The 15,970-nt window shown below is 72.7% G+C and carries 2 protein-coding genes (both only partly in view); both read left to right on the forward strand.

What is annotated here, in order from left to right; translation table 11 throughout:
• Positions 1-1,984: the 3' portion of a type I polyketide synthase gene (locus ACIGXW_RS12530; protein WP_399572542.1), read on the forward strand. Its footprint begins 19,265 nt before the window's first position; only the last 1,984 of its 21,249 coding nucleotides appear in the window; the start codon falls outside the window, past its left edge; the stop codon is at positions 1,982-1,984.
• Positions 1,981-15,970 carry the 5' end (the start) of a type I polyketide synthase gene (locus ACIGXW_RS12535; protein WP_399572544.1) on the forward strand. Its footprint extends 17,468 nt past the window's final position, so the window shows 13,990 of its 31,458 coding nt (coding positions 1-13,990); the start codon lies at positions 1,981-1,983; the stop codon falls past the right edge of the window. The genes ACIGXW_RS12530 and ACIGXW_RS12535 overlap by 4 nt, the downstream gene beginning before the upstream one ends.

A 15,970-nucleotide genomic window follows, 5' to 3' on the forward strand; every position in this document is an offset into this window, starting at 1 on the left:
CGCGGTGGGCGCGCCGGTGCTGGCCGTCGACTCGCTGGTGATGCGCCCGTTGGCCGGGCAGCGGCAGCTGCTCGAGGCGGGCGGTGGCCGTCAGGTCGACGCGCTCTTCCGACTGGACTGGACGGAGGTGCCCGTTCCCGTCGTGTCCGATCCGGCGTCGGCGGCTTCCTGGAGCCTGCTGGGCGGCCATGACGACGAGTTGAAGCTGACCTCCGCGCTGGAGACGGCCGGGGTGTCGCTGGAGCTCGCCGACGACCTGGCCGTGATCGAGCGGGTGCCGGACGTGTTGCTGGTGCCGTGCCCGCACGACGCCCGCGACGGTTCGGCCGCCGAGGCGACCGCGGCCGGCCTGCACCGGGTGCTGCGGGTGGTCCAGGAGTGGCTGGCGGACGACAGGTTCGCCGGTACCCGCCTGGTGGTGCTGACGCGCCGTGCGGCGGCCGTGTCGGCGGGCGACGACGTGGAGGACCTGGCCGGGGCCGCCGTACGGGGTCTCCTGCGGACGGCGCAGCTGGAGAATCCCGGCAGGATCGTGGTGGTCGACCACGACGACTCGGGGCTCGCTGTCCTGCCCGCGGTGCTCGCGGCGGGAGAGCCGGACGTGGCGATCCGGGCGGGCAGGGTTCTGGTGCCCGGGCTGGCCAAGGCGGCCGCGCCCGGCGGGGACGCACCCGCCTGGGACCGTGGCACGGTACTGATCACGGGCGGGACGGGGACCCTCGGCGGTCTGGTGGCCCGGCACCTGGTGTCCGAGCACGGCGCCCGGGACCTGGTGCTGGCCAGCCGCAGCGGTGCCGGGGCGCCGGGGGCCGGGGAACTGGCCGCCGCGCTGGAGGCGCTGGGCGCCCGGGTCCGGATCGCCGCGTGCGACACGGGCGACCGTGCGGAGCTGGCCGCGCTCCTGGACGGCGTCCCGGGGTTGAGGGCCGTCGTGCACACGGCCGGTGCGGTCGCCGACGGGGTCGTCGGCTCGCTGACCGACGAGCAGATGGGTGCGGTCCTGCGTCCGAAGGCGGACGCGGCGTGGCACCTCCACGAGCTGACCCGTCATCTGGAACTGGACGCCTTCGTCCTGTTCTCGTCCGCCGCCGGGGTCCTGGGCAGCGCCGGCCAGGCCAACTACGCCGCGGCCAACGCCTTCCTCGACGCTCTGGCGACGCACCGGCGGGCTCAGGGGCAGGCGGGCGTGTCCGTCGCCTGGGGCTTCTGGGAGCAGCGCAGTGGACTGACCACGCACCTGTCGGACGACGACCTGGCCCGGATGAGGGGCAAGGGTGCGCTGCCGCTGTCCGTCGAGCAGGGCCTGGAATTGTTCGACGCGGCGTGCCGGAGCGCCGATGCGGCGCTCGTGGCCAGCCCGTTGGACGTCCGGGCGCTGGCGGCGGCCGGTGCCGTGCCGCCCGTACTGCGCGGCCTGGCGCCGGCGCCGGTGCGGCGGGCGGCCGAAACCGGCGACGGCGGGGGCGCCTTGCGGCGCCGCCTGGCCGGGCTGCCGGCGGCCGAGCAGAGCCAGGTGGTGGGGGAACTGGTCCGCGGCCAGGTCGCGGCGGTGCTCCGGCACGCGGACGCGGGGGCGGTCGACGCCACGCGGACGTTCCAGGAGATCGGCTTCGACTCGCTGACCGCGGTCGACCTGCGCAACCGGCTGACCGCCGCCACCGGGGTCCGGCTGCCCGCGACGGCGATCTTCGACTATCCGACTCCGGCCGCGCTGGGCGCGCACCTGTTGGCGCAGGTCGCGCCGGAGGCCGCCGACCCGGTCGAGGTCCGGCTCAGGGAACTGGACAAGATCGTTTCTGTGATATCCGCCATGGCCGAGGACACCACTCTGCGTGAGAGGCTGTCGCCACGGCTGGATTCCATCGTTGCGATGTGGAACGACATGCAACGACCTGCGCAAACAGACGGGGCTGAGCAGGACCTGGAATCCGCCTCACTGGAAGACATGTTCGGCATCATCGACCAGGAACTCGATGGGTCATGACCGACAAGAACTTCCGACCAGTAGTCATCGAGGGGAATGGCGCACGGATGTCGAACGACGAGAAGGTTCTCGCGTACCTGAAGAAGCTCACCGCCGATCTGCGACAGACTCGGCAACGCCTCAGCGACGTCGAGGCGAAGAGCCGGGAACCGATCGCGATCATCGGGATGAGCTGCCGCTTTCCGGGCGGTGTCGCCTCTCCGGAGGACCTGTGGCGGCTGACCGATTCGGCGGTGGACGCGGTGGGCGGGTTCCCGGCCGACCGCGGCTGGGACCTGGAGGGCGTGTACGACCCGGACCCCGACCGCGCCGGCCGCTCGTACGCCCGCGAGGGCGCGTTCGTCCATGACGTCGCCGACTTCGACCCCGGCCTGTTCGGCATCTCGCCCCGCGAGGCACTGGCGATGGATCCGCAGCAGCGGCTGCTGCTGGAGGCGTCGTGGGAGGTCTTCGAACGGGCGGGCATCCCCGTCACCTCGGTGCGGGGCAGCCGGACCGGTGTGTTCGCCGGACTCATGTACTCCGACTACGTCTCGCGGCTGCCCGCCGTGCCGGACGAGCTGGAGGGATACGTCGGGATCGGCACGGCGGCGAGCGTCGCCTCGGGCCGGGTGTCCTACACCTACGGCCTCGAGGGGCCGGCGGTGACGGTGGACACGGCGTGCTCGTCGTCGCTGGTGGCCCTGCACCTGGCGGTGCAGGCGCTGCGGAACGGCGAGTGCTCGCTCGCGCTTGCCGGCGGCGTCACGGTCATGGCGACACCGGGCACGTTCGTCCAGTTCTCGCGCCAGCGGGGGCTCGCCGCCGACGGCCGGTGCAAGTCCTTCGCCGACGGCGCGGACGGTACGGGCTGGGGCGAGGGCGTCGGCATGCTCCTCGTGGAGCGGCTGTCCGACGCCCGGCGCAACGGCCACCCGGTCCTGGCCGTGGTACGGGGCTCCGCCGTCAACCAGGACGGCGCGTCCAATGGCCTGACCGCGCCCAACGGACCGTCCCAACAGCGCGTGATCCGTGCCGCGTTGGCGAACGCCGGTCTGGCGACGGCTGATGTCGACGCGGTCGAGGCGCACGGTACGGGTACGAAGCTGGGCGACCCGATCGAGGCGCAGGCGCTGCTGGACACGTACGGCCAGGACCGGCCGGAGGACCGGCCGTTGTGGCTGGGCTCGGTGAAGTCCAACATCGGTCACACGCAGGCTGCTGCGGGTGTGGCCGGTGTCATCAAGATGGTCATGGCGATGCGGCACGGCGTGCTGCCCCGGACCCTGCACGTCGACGAGCCGTCGACGCACGTCGACTGGGCGGCGGGCGCGGTGGAGCTGCTGACCGAGCGGACGGAGTGGCCCGGGGCCGACAGGCCGCGGCGGGCCGGTGTGTCCGCGTTCGGCGTGAGCGGCACCAACGCCCACGTCGTACTCGAACAGGCGTCTACGGAGACGGAGTCCAGGACGGAGCGGGCCGAACTTCCTGCGATCCCCTGGGTGGTGTCGGGTGAGGGCGAGGCTGCGCTTCGGGCGCAGGCCGAGCGCCTGAAGTCCTTCGTGAACGACGATCCGGAGCTGGATCCGGCGGACGTGGGCTGGTCATTGGCCTCGTCGCGTGCGGCGCTGTCGCATCGCGCGGTGGTCGTGGGCACGAACCGCGAGGAACTCCTCGCGGGACTGGAGTCCATGGCTGCCGGTGTTCCGGTGGCCGGTGGACTGGGCGTGCTGTTCACGGGCCAGGGCTCCCAGCGACTGGGCATGGGCCGCGAGCTGCACAATTCGTACCCCGTCTTCGCCCAGGCGTGGGACGAGGTCTGCGCGGAACTCGATCGCCACCTCGACCGGCCCGTCACCGACGTCGTCTGGGGCGACGCCGCCGACCTGCTGAGCGAGACGGTCTACACCCAGGCCGGCCTCTTCGCCCTCGAAGTCTCGCTCTACCGCCTCTTCTCCTCGTGGGGAGTGAAGCCGGACCACCTCCTCGGCCACTCCATCGGTGAGCTTGCCGCCGCGCACGTGGCGGGGGTGTGGTCCCTCGAAGACGCGGCACGTGTGGTCGCCGCGCGCGGCCGTCTGATGCAGGCGCTGCCTGTCGGCGGTGCCATGGTCTCCGTCGCCGCTTCCGAGGGTGACGTCCTGCCCCTGCTGACGGACGGCGTCGCCATCGCCGCCGTCAACGGCCCCGAGTCGTTGGTGCTGTCCGGTGACGAGGATGCCGTGCAGGGCATCGCCGATGTGCTGTCCGCCCGCGGGGTCAAGACCCGGCGCCTGCGGGTGAGCCATGCCTTCCACTCGCCCCGCATGGACGCGATGCTGGACGACTTCGCCACCCTGCTGAGCACCGTCGCGTTCCACTCCCCCACCCTGCCCATCGTCTCCAACGTCACCGGTGCCGTCGCAGGCGACGAACTGCTCACCGCCGAATACTGGGTCCGCCACGTCCGGGAGACCGTCCGCTTCGCCGACGGCCTCACCACCCTCCGCACCCTCGGCACCACCACCTTCCTCGAACTCGGCCCCGACGGCACCTTGACATCACTGGCCGACGGCGACGGCATAGCCGCCCTCCGCGCCAACCGCCCGGAAGCAGCAGCTGTCACCACCGCCCTCGGCACCCTCCACACCCGCGGCCTCACCATCGACTGGCCCACGGTCTTCCCCGGCGCACACCGCGTCGAACTCCCCACCTACGCCTTCCAGCGGGAACGTTTCTGGCTGGAGTCCGCTGCCTCCGTCGAGTCCGCCACGAGCGTGGTGGACGCCGCGTTCTGGGACGCGGTCGAGCGCGGCGACGTGGAGGCTCTGGGCATCGACGCCGACCGGCCCATGAACGAGGTGCTGCCGGCGCTGTCGTCGTGGCGGCGGGCCTGGCAGGACCAGTCGGTCGTCGACTCCTGGCGGTACCGGTTCGCCTGGACCCCTGTCGCCAGGGTGTCTTCCGAACCGAAGCCGACCGGTTCCTGGCTGATCGTGGTCGAGCCGGGCGGGGGGACGGGCGACGCCGACATGGTCGTCACCGCGCTGCGCACCGCCGGCGCCGATGTGCGCGTGACGACGGTCGCGGAGCTGGACGGCGACGACGACGCCCCGTCGGCGGGTGTGGTCTCTCTTCTGCCCGTCATCGAAACGGTCTCCCTGGTCCAGGCCCTCGGCACGGCGGGCATCGACGCCCCCCTGTGGTGCGTCACCCGCGGCGCCGTGTCCGTAGCCGACGGCGATGTGGTGGATCCGCACCAGTCCGCGATCTGGGGCCTCGGCCGGGTGATCGGCCTGGAGCAGCCGGACCGCTGGGGCGGTCTGATCGACCTGCCCGGCGAACCGGACGACCGCGCCGGGCAGCTGCTGGCCCTGGTCCTCGGCGGCGCCACCGGCGAGGACCAGATCGCCATCCGTGGCGCCCAGGTATGGGCGGGCCGGCTGCGGCGTGCGGCTTCGGCCGGCAGTGCGCCCGTGGCCTGGCGTACTGCCGGAACCGCACTCGTCACGGGCGGGACGGGCGCACTGGGCGGTCATGTCGCCCGCTGGCTGGCGGGTACGGGCGTGGAGGAGCTGGTGCTGACCAGTCGGCGTGGCCCGGAGGCGCCGGGTGCGCAGGAGCTGGTCGCGGAACTCGAGGCGCTCGGCGCCCGGGCCCGGGTCGTCGCGTGCGACGTGGCGGACCGGGACGCGGTCGCCGCGCTGCTCGGCACGATCCCGGACCTGCGCGTGGTCGTGCATGCCGCCGGGGTGCCCAGCTGGGGCGCGGTGGACGGCGTGACCGCCGGCGAGTTCGAGGCCGGCATGCGGGCGAAGGTCGCGGGCGCGATCCATCTCGACGAGCTGACGCGCGAGTCGGATCTGGACGCGTTCGTCCTGTTCTCGTCGATCGCCGGCGTGTGGGGCAGCGGCAGCCAGTCGGCGTACGCCGCGGCCAATGCGTTCCTGGACGGACTGGCGCACCGTCGGCGGGCCGACGGCCGCGTGGCGACGTCGGTGGCGTGGGGCATGTGGGCCGGCGGCGGCATGGCCGCCGAGGGCGTGGACCTCCTCGCGGGGCACGGGCTCCTGGGCATGGCGCCCGACCTGGCGGTCACCGCGCTGCGGCAGGCGCTGCACGGCGACGAGACGGCCGTCGTGGTCGCGGAGGTGGACTGGGCACGCTTCGGGCCGCGGTTCACGGCCCTGCGTCCGAGCCCGCTGCTGAGCGAGCTGCTGACGGACACCGCCGAGCCGGCCGCGCCGGCCGGCGAGTTCGCGCTCCGCCTCCGTGGCCTGTCCGAGGCCGAGCGGAGCCGCGCGGCCGTGGAGCTGGTGCGTACCGCCGCGGCGGCGGTGCTGGGGCACCCGGGTCCCGAAGCGGTCGACGCCGCGCGGACCTTCCAGGAGATCGGCTTCGACTCCTTGACCGCGGTCGAGCTCCGCAACCGGCTGACCACCGCCACCGGCATCCGCCCGCCGGCCACGGTCATCTTCGACTACCCGACGCCGTCGGCGCTGGCCGCGTATCTGGTCAGCGAGGTGCTGGGCGCTCCGCAGGAGATCGTGCCGGACACGTCGGCGGCGGCTCCGGCGGACGACGACCCGATTGTGATCGTCGGCATGAGCTGCCGCTATCCGGGCGGCGTCGCGTCGCCCGAGGACCTGTGGCGGCTGGTCGACTCCAACGGCGACGCCATATCGCCCTTCCCGACGGACCGCGGCTGGGACCTGGGCGGCCTCCACGACCCGGCCACCGGGCGGCCGGGCGCGTCGTACGCCCGCGTGGGCGGCTTCGTGTACGGCGCGGGCGACTTCGACCCCGGCTTCTTCGGGATCTCGCCCCGCGAGGCGACGGCGATGGACCCGCAGCAGCGACTGCTGCTGCACACCACGTGGGAGGCGTTCGAGCGGGCGGGCATCCCGGCCTCCTCGGTCAGGGGCAGCCGGACCGGCGTGTTCGTGGGTGCGTCCTCGCAGGGCTACGGCGCCGCGGCGGCGTCCGAGGGTTACTTCCTGACCGGCAGTTCGAGCAGTGTCATCTCCGGTCGGGTGTCCTACACCTTCGGGCTCGAAGGTCCGGCGGTGACGGTCGACACGGCGTGTTCGTCGTCGCTGGTGGCGCTGCACCTGGCGGTGCAGGCGCTGCGGTCCGGGGAGTGCTCGCTGGCCCTGGCCGGCGGCGTCACGATCATGGCCACTCCGACCGCGTTCGAGGAGTTCTCGCGCCAGGGCGGTCTCGCGGCCGACGGCCGGTGCAAGTCCTTCGCCGCCGGTGCGGACGGTACGGGCTGGGCCGAGGGCGTCGGCATGCTCCTCGTCGAGCGACTGTCGGACGCCGTCCGGAACGGGCATCGGGTCCTGGCCGTGGTGCGGGGCTCCGCGGTGAACCAGGACGGTGCCTCCAATGGTTTGACGGCCCCGAACGGGCCCTCGCAGCAGCGGGTCATCCGTGCCGCGTTGGCGAACGCCGGTCTGGCGGCGGCTGATGTCGACGCGGTCGAGGCGCACGGTACGGGTACGACCCTGGGCGACCCCATCGAGGCCCAGGCGCTCCTGGCGACATACGGCCAGGACCGGGACACGGACCGGCCTCTGCTGCTCGGCTCGGTGAAGTCCAACATCGGGCACACGCAGGCAGCAGCCGGTGTGGCCGGTGTCATCAAGATGGTCATGGCGATGCAGCACGGAGTGCTGCCCCGGACCCTCCACGTCGACGAGCCGTCGACGCACGTCGACTGGACCACGGGATCCGTGGAACTGCTCACCGAGCAGACCGACTGGCCCGAGACGGGTGCTCCGCGACGTGCGGGCGTGTCGTCCTTCGGCGTGAGCGGCACCAACGCCCACGTGATCCTGGAGCATCCGTCGGCAGCGGCCGAGCCCGAGACGGAGCGGGGCGAACTGCCGGCGATTCCGTGGGTCCTGTCCGGCGCCGGTGAGGACGGCTTGCGGGCGCAGGCCGACCGTTTGAAGTCCTTCGTGAACGACAATCCGGAGCTGGATCCGGCGGACGTGGGCTGGTCGTTGGCCTCGACGCGGGCGGCGCTGTCGCATCGCGCGGTGGTCGTGGGCACGAACCGCGACGAGCTCCTCGCCGGACTCGACTCACTGACCATCGGTGTTCCAGTGGCCGGTGGCCTGGGCGTGCTGTTCACGGGCCAGGGCTCCCAACGACTGGGCATGGGCCGCGAGCTGCACAGCTCGTACCCGGTCTTCGCCCAGGCCTGGGACGAGGTCTGCGCCGAGCTCGACCGCCACCTCGACCGGCCCCTGCACGAAGTGGTCTGGGGCGACGACACCGACCTGCTCGGCGAGACCCTCTACACCCAGGCGGCTCTTTTCGCCCTCGAAGTCTCGCTCTACCACCTCTTCTCCTCGTGGGGCGTGAAGCCGGACCACCTCCTCGGCCACTCCATCGGTGAGCTTGCCGCAGCCCACATCGCAGGCGTCTGGTCCCTCGAAGACGCCGCACGCGTGGTCGCCGCGCGCGGCCGTCTGATGCAGGCGCTGCCTGCCGGCGGTGCCATGACCTCCATCGCCGCTTCCGAGGGTGACATCCTGCCCCTGCTGACGGACGGCGTCACCATCGCCGCCGTCAACGGACCCGAATCCACCGTCATCTCCGGAGACACAGAAGCCGTCGAGAGCGTCGCCGACATCCTCTCCTCTCGCGGGGTCAAGACCCGGCGCCTGCGGGTCAGTCATGCGTTCCATTCGCACCGGATGGACGCGATGCTGGACGACTTCGCCGCCGTACTCGACGATGTCGCGTTCCACTCCCCCACCCTGCCCATCGTCTCCAACGTCACCGGTGCCGTCGCAGGCGACGAGCTGCTCACCCCCGAGTACTGGGTCCGCCACGTCCGGGAGACCGTCCGCTTCGCCGACGGCCTCACCACCCTCCGCACCCTCGGCACCACCACCTTCCTCGAACTCGGCCCCGACGGCACCTTGACGTCACTGGCCGACGGCGACGGCATAGCCGCCCTTCGCGCCAACCGACCCGAGGCAACCACCCTCCTCACCGCACTCGGCACCCTCCACACCCGCGGCCTCACCATCGACTGGCCCACGGTCTTCCCTGGCGCACGCCGCATCGAACTCCCCACCTACGCCTTCCAGCAGGAGCACTTCTGGCTGGAGCCGGCTGCCGACGCCGAGCCCGTCACCAGCGCTGTGGACGCCGCGTTCTGGGACGCCGTCGAGCGTGGGGACCTGGGCTCCCTCGGCATCGACGCCGACCAGCCGTTCGGTGATGTACTCCCCACGCTGTCGTCCTGGCGCCGCCGTCGGCAGGAACAGTCGTTGGTGGATTCCTGGCGGTACCGGACGCACTGGACTCCCGTCACAGGCGTTCCCCCGCAGTCGCCGCTGCCCGGCACCTGGTGGGTGGTCGGCGAGGCGGGCGACGACGTGGCTGCCGCGTTGTCGGCCGTCGGAGCCGACGTCCGAGTCGTCACGGCCCCCGAGGACCTGGGCGACGACGCCCCGGTGGCGGGTGTGGTCTCCCTTCTGTCCGTCGTCGAAACGGTCTCCCTCGTCCAGGCCCTCGGCACGGCCGGCATCGACGCCCCCCTGTGGTGCGTCACCCGCGGCGCCGTATCCGTAGCCGACGACGACGGAACGGTCGACCCGGACCAGTCCGGGATCTGGGGCCTCGGCCGGGTGATCGCGCTGGAGCACCCCGACCGCTGGGGTGGCTTGATCGACCTCCCCGCGCAGGTGGACGAGCGCGTCGCGGCGTCGTTGTGCGCGGTGCTCAGCGGCGCGACCGGTGAGGACCAGGTCGCGATCCGGCCCACGGGAGTGTGGGGCTGCCGCCTGAGCCGTGCGGCTGCGGCAGCACACGAGCCCGCTGCGTGGCGCGGCCGGGGTGCCGCGCTGGTGACCGGTGGTACGGGGGCGTTGGGCGCCCATGTCGCCCGCTGGCTGGCGGGCACCGGCGTCGAGCACATCGTGCTCACCGGCCGCCGAGGCGCCGATGCCCCGGGCGCGACCGAACTGGCCGCCGAACTTGAGGCACTGGGCACCCGGGTCACGGTCGCCGCCTGCGACGTGGCCGACCGCGACACGGTCGCCGCACTGCTCGACACGCTCCCCGACCTCCGGGTCGTCGTACACGCCGCGGGCGTCCTCGACGACGGCATGCTGGAGTCGTTGACCCCGGAGCGCGTCCACGAGGTCATGCGCGTGAAGGCCGGCGGCGCCCGGCATCTGGACGAGCTGACCCGTGACCGCGACCTGGACGCGTTCGTCCTGTTCTCCTCGGCCTCCGCGACGCTCGGCAACGCAGGTCAGGGCAGCTACGCGGCCGCGAACGCCGTGCTGGACGGGCTGGCCCGACAGCGCCGGTCCCAGGGCCTGACCGCCACCTCGGTGGCCTGGGGCGCCTGGGCCGGGACGGGCATGGGAGCGGGGCACGCGGGAGCCATGGCGCCCGCGCTGGCGCTCACCGCACTCCAGCGTGTGCTGGACGACGGCGAAGCCATGGTGCTGGTCGCGGACGTGGACTGGGAGTCGTTCGGCTCCCGCTTCACCGCGGCCCGGCCCAGCCCCCTCCTCACCGGACTCCTCGGTGCGGGGCACCTCCGGTCGGCGGACGTCGCGGCCGGTGAGTTCTCCGGCCGCCTGCGGGGCCTGCCTCCGGTCGAGCAGGAGCGAACGGTCCTCCAGCTGGTGCGCGGCCAGGTCGCCGCGGTCCTCGGCCACGCCGCACCGGCGGCGGTCGACACCTCGCGCACGTTCCAGTCGGTCGGCTTCGACTCGCTGACCGCCGTCGAACTGCGCAACCGGCTCACCGCGGCAACCGGAGTGCGCACACCCGCCTCCGTCGTCTTCGACTACCCCACACCCGAACTCCTTGCCAGGTACCTCCTGGACGGGATTCTCGGTTCACAGGCGACGTCCGCTTCCCCGGCCCCGGGGGCCGGAATGCCGGCTCCGGTGGACGACGACCCGATCGTGATCGTCGGCATGAGCTGCCGCTTCCCGGGCGGGGTCGACTCTCCCGAGGAACTGTGGCGCCTGCTCGACTCGGGCACGGACGCCATGTCGGCTTTCCCCTCGGACCGCGGCTGGAGCATCGCCGACGGGACCGACGGCGTGCCGGTGCGGGCCGGTGGCTTCCTCTACGACGCCGCCGACTTCGACCCGGGCTTCTTCGGGATCTCGCCGCGCGAGGCCATCGCCATGGACCCGCAGCAGCGACTGCTGCTGGAAACGGCCTGGGAGGTCTTCGAGCGGGCGGGCATCTCCACGGACTCGGTGCGGGGCAGCCGTACGGGGGTGTTCGTCGGTACCAACGGCCAGGACTACGGTGCCCTGGTCGGCAACGCCCCTCAGCGTGCCGACGGCCACCTGGCGACCGGCAGCGCGGCGAGCGTGGTGTCCGGCCGGGTGTCCTACACGTTCGGCCTGGAAGGCCCGGCGATCACCGTGGACACCGCGTGTTCGTCGTCGCTCGTCGCCCTGCACCTGGCCGTACAGGCGCTCCGTTCGGGCGAGTGCACCCTGGCGCTGGCCGGTGGCGCCACGGTGATGGCCACCCCCACGGCGTTCGCGGAGTTCTCCCGCCAGGGCGCGCTGTCCGCCGACGGGCGCTGCAAGGCGTTCGCGGCGGGCGCGGACGGTACGGGCTGGGGCGAGGGCGTCGGCATGCTCCTCGTGGAGCGGCTGTCGGACGCCGAGCGCAACGGCCACCGGGTCCTCGCGGTCGTACGCGGCTCCGCCGTCAACCAGGACGGCGCCTCGAACGGTCTGACGGCACCCAACGGTCCCGCGCAGCAGCGGGTCATCCGCCAGGCACTGGCCGGCGCGGGCCTGTCGCCGCAGGACGTGGACGCCGTCGAGGCGCACGGTACGGGCACGACGCTGGGCGACCCCATCGAGGCCCAGGCACTCCTGGCCACGTACGGCCAGGACCGGGACACGGACCGGCCGCTGCTCCTCGGCTCGGTGAAGTCGAACATCGGCCACACCCAGGCCGCGGCCGGCGTCGCCGGTGTCATCAAGATGGTGCTGGCGATGCAGCACGGAGTGCTGCCCCGGACCCTGCACGTCGACGAGCCCACCCCGCACGTCGACTGGACGACCGGCTCCGTCGAACTGCTTACCGAGCGGACCGACTGGCCGGAGACCGGCGAGGCCCGCCGCGCGGGTGTGTCGTCGTTCGGCGTGAGCGGCACCAACGCCCACGTCATCCTCGAGCAGGCACCCGTGGTCGCCGAGCCCGAGGAGGCTCGCACCGAGCCGTCGGCCGTGCCGTTGGTGGTGTCGGCCCAGGACGAGGCAGGTCTTCGCGCGCAGGCTGCGCGGCTGCGGTCCTTCATGGAGGCCGGAACGGACCCGCACCCGGTGGACGTGGCATGGTCGCTGGCGTCGACTCGTTCCCCGCTGTCGCATCGCGCTGTCGTCGTGGGCGCGGATCGCGAGGACCTGTTGCGCGGACTGAACGCGGTGGCGGGCGGTGCGCCGGCCCCGGGCGTGGTGACCGGTGTGGCCGGTTCCCCGTCCGGCGTCGTGTTCGTCTTCCCCGGTCAGGGGTCCCAGTGGACCGGCATGGCGCTGGAACTCATCGAGTCCTCGCCGGTGTTCGCCGGACGCATGCGGCAGTGCGCCGAGGCGCTGAGCGCGTTCGTGGACTGGTCGCTGTTCGACGTGCTGTCGGATGAAGACGCCCTGCGTCGGGTCGACATCGTCCAGCCCGCCCTCTGGGCCGTCATGGTCTCGCTCGCCGAGCTCTGGCGCTCCTACGGTGTCACACCGGCAGCGGTCGTGGGCCACTCCCAGGGCGAGATCGCGGCGGCATGCGTCGCGGGCGGCCTGTCCCTGGAGGACGGCGCCCGCATCGTCGCCCTGCGCAGCAAGGCCCTGCTCTCACTGTCGGGTCAGGGCGGCATGGTCTCCGTACCCCTGCCCGCCGACCAGCTGCGCGGCCGGGACGGACTGTCCATCGCCGCCGTCAACGGCCCCGCATCGACCGTCATATCAGGCGACAACGACGTCCTCGACGCGATCCTGGCCGAGTTCCCGCAGGCCAAGCGCATCCCCGTCGACTACGCCTCCCACTCCGCCCACGTCGAACAGCTCGAGGGCGAACTCGCGGAAACACTGGCACCGATCACACCCCGCACGGGAGACATCCCGTTCTACTCGACCGTGACGGGCGCGCTCACGGACACGGCAGAGCTGGACGCCGCCTACTGGTACCGCAACCTCCGCCACACCGTCGAGTTCCAGAACACCATCGAGAGCCTGCTCACCCTCGGCCACACCGCTTTCGTCGAGGCGAGCCCCCACCCCGTTCTCGCGGCGGGGGTGCAGGACATCGCCGACGCGGCCGGGACGGGTGTCGTGACGACCGGCTCCCTGCGCCGCGACCACGGTGGACCGGCGCAGTTCCTGACCGCGCTGGCCGAGCTGTCCGTGCACGGTGTGCCCACCGACTGGACGCAGGTCTTCGCCGGAACGGGCGCTCGCCGGGTCGATCTGCCGACCTATCCGTTCCAGCGGGAACGTTTCTGGGTCGAGCCGAGCGCTCCTGCCGTGCCACCGCTCGCGGAAGCGGACAGTGAATTCTGGGCTGCGGTCGAGCGGGAGGACGTCGAGTCGCTGGTGACGGCCCTCGGGCTCGACGGCGAGCAGCTGAGCGGTCTGCTGCCCGCGCTGTCGGCCTGGCGCCGGCAGCGGAACGAGCGCTCCGCGCAGGAGTCGCTCCGGTATCGCATCGACTGGAAGCCGCTGACCGGCAACCAGCCCGCACCCCTGTCGAGTTCGTGGCTGGTCGTGGTCTCCGAGGCCGACGTCGAGCACGCGTGGGTCACGGGTGTGACCGAGGCGCTGGCCGGCCACGGTGCCGAGCCGTCGCTGCTCGTCCTCGGCGAACCCGAGCTGGACCGCGCCGCGCTGGCCGAGCGACTGCGGGAGTCGGCGGACGCCGTCGGCGTGGTGTCGCTGGTCGCTCTCGACCGCCGGCCGCATCCCGACTTCGCGTCCGTGCCGGTCGGTTTCGCCTTGACGGTACTGCTGTCGCAGGCCCTCGGTGACGCCGGCGTGGAGGCTCCCCTGTGGGGTGTGACCCAACAGGCGATGTCGACCGGAAGCGCCGATGTCGTCGGTGCGCCGGAGCAGGCCCTGGTGTGGGGTCTCGGCCGGGTCATCGCCCTCGAACAGCCCCTGCGCTGGGGTGGACTGATCGACCTGCCGGAGGGTGTGGACGACAGGTCCCGCACCCAGCTGGCCCGGGTGCTGTCCGGCGTGACGGGTGAGGACCAGGTCGCGATCCGGGCGGCGGGCGCGTACGGGCGCAGGCTCGCCCACGCCCCCGTCCTCAACCCCGGGGCACCCACCTGGCAGGCCGAAGGGACCGTGCTCGTCACCGGCGGCACCGGGGCCCTGGGCGGCCACGTCGCCCGGTGGCTGGCCGCCCAGGGCGCCGACCACCTCGTCCTCACCAGCCGCCGGGGCATCGACGCGCCCGGCGCGGCCGAGCTCGTCCACGACCTCGAGGCGGCCGGCACCAAGGTGACCGTCGCCGTCTGCGACGTCGCCGACCGCGACCAGCTCGCCACCCTCATCGACGAAATCGGAACGCTCACAGCAGTCGTCCACACGGCCGCCCTGCTGGACGACGCCACCGTCGAATCGCTCACCACCGAGCAGCTCCACCGCGTGCTGCGCGTCAAGGCCGACGGCGCCGTCAACCTGCACGAACTCACGCGCGACATGGACCTGTCCGCCTTCGTGCTCTTCTCCTCCCTCTCGGGGACGGTGGGCACTCCCGGTCAGGGCAATTACGCGCCGGGCAACGCGTTCGTGGACGCACTCGCGGAATACCGCCGGGCGCAGGGCCTCGTGGCCACCTCCGTGGCCTGGGGCCTGTGGGCCGGCGGCGGCATGGGAGAAACGGAAGCCGGCGAAGTCGCCCGACGCCACGGCGTCCCCGCGCTCGACCCCGGCCTCGCCGTCGCCTCCCTGCGCACCGCGATCGAGCAGGGTGACGCGGTCGTCACGGTCGCCGACATCGACTGGGAACGCCACTACGTCGCCTTCACCGCGACCCGCCCCAGCCCTCTCCTCACCGACCTGCCCGAAGTACGGCGACTGGCCGAGGCAGGAGCGGGGACGGTCGGCGACGAGGTGGCTCCCGGCCGGTCCGCGCTGGTCGAGCGGCTGGTCGTCCTCGACAGGGCCGAGCAGGACCGGCTCCTCCTGGACCTGGTCCGCCGGTACGTGGCGGTGGTCCTCGGACATTCCGCGCCCGACGCCGTACAGGCCGACCGCGCGTTCAAGGACCTCGGCTTCGACTCCGTGACGGCCGTCGAGTTCCGCAACCGGCTGGGCGCCGCGAGCGGCCTCCGGCTCCCGGCCACGACGGTCTTCGACCACCCGACCCCGATCGCGCTGGCCCGGTACGTCCGGACCGAGCTGCTCGGGTCGGCGGCGGAGCCCGTACGGGCCGAGCCGGCCGGGCAGCTCGTGGACGACGACCCGATCGTGATCGTGGGCATGAGCTGCCGCTTCCCCGGCGGAGTCGACTCCCCCGAGCAGCTGTGGCGCTTCCTCGCCGACGGCGCGGACGCCATGTCTGACTTCCCGGAGGACCGCGGCTGGGACCTGGCCTCCCTCTACCACGACGACCCCGACCACCAAGGCACCTCCTACACCCGCATAGGCGGCTTCCTCCACAACGCCACCGAATTCGACGCGGAGTTCTTCGGCATCTCCCCGCGCGAGGCGACGGTCATGGACCCGCAGCAGCGGCTGCTGCTGGAGGCGTCCTGGGAGGCCTTCGAGCGGGCCGGGATCGATCCGTACTCCCTGCGCGGCAGCTCGACGGGCGTCTTCGCCGGCACGAACGGCCAGGACTACGTCAGCCTGCTGAGCGGCGACCAGCCCCAGGAGTTCGCGGGGCACGTCGGTACGGGCAACTCGGCCTCGGTCATGTCCGGCCGCATCGCCTACGTGCTCGGGCTGGAGGGCCCGGCGCTAACGGTGGACACGGCGTGCTCGTCGTCGCTCGTCGCCCTGCACCTGGCGGTCCAGG

The organism is Streptomyces sp. NPDC053079, from assembly GCF_044546695.1.
Lineage (GTDB): Bacteria > Actinomycetota > Actinomycetes > Streptomycetales > Streptomycetaceae > Streptomyces.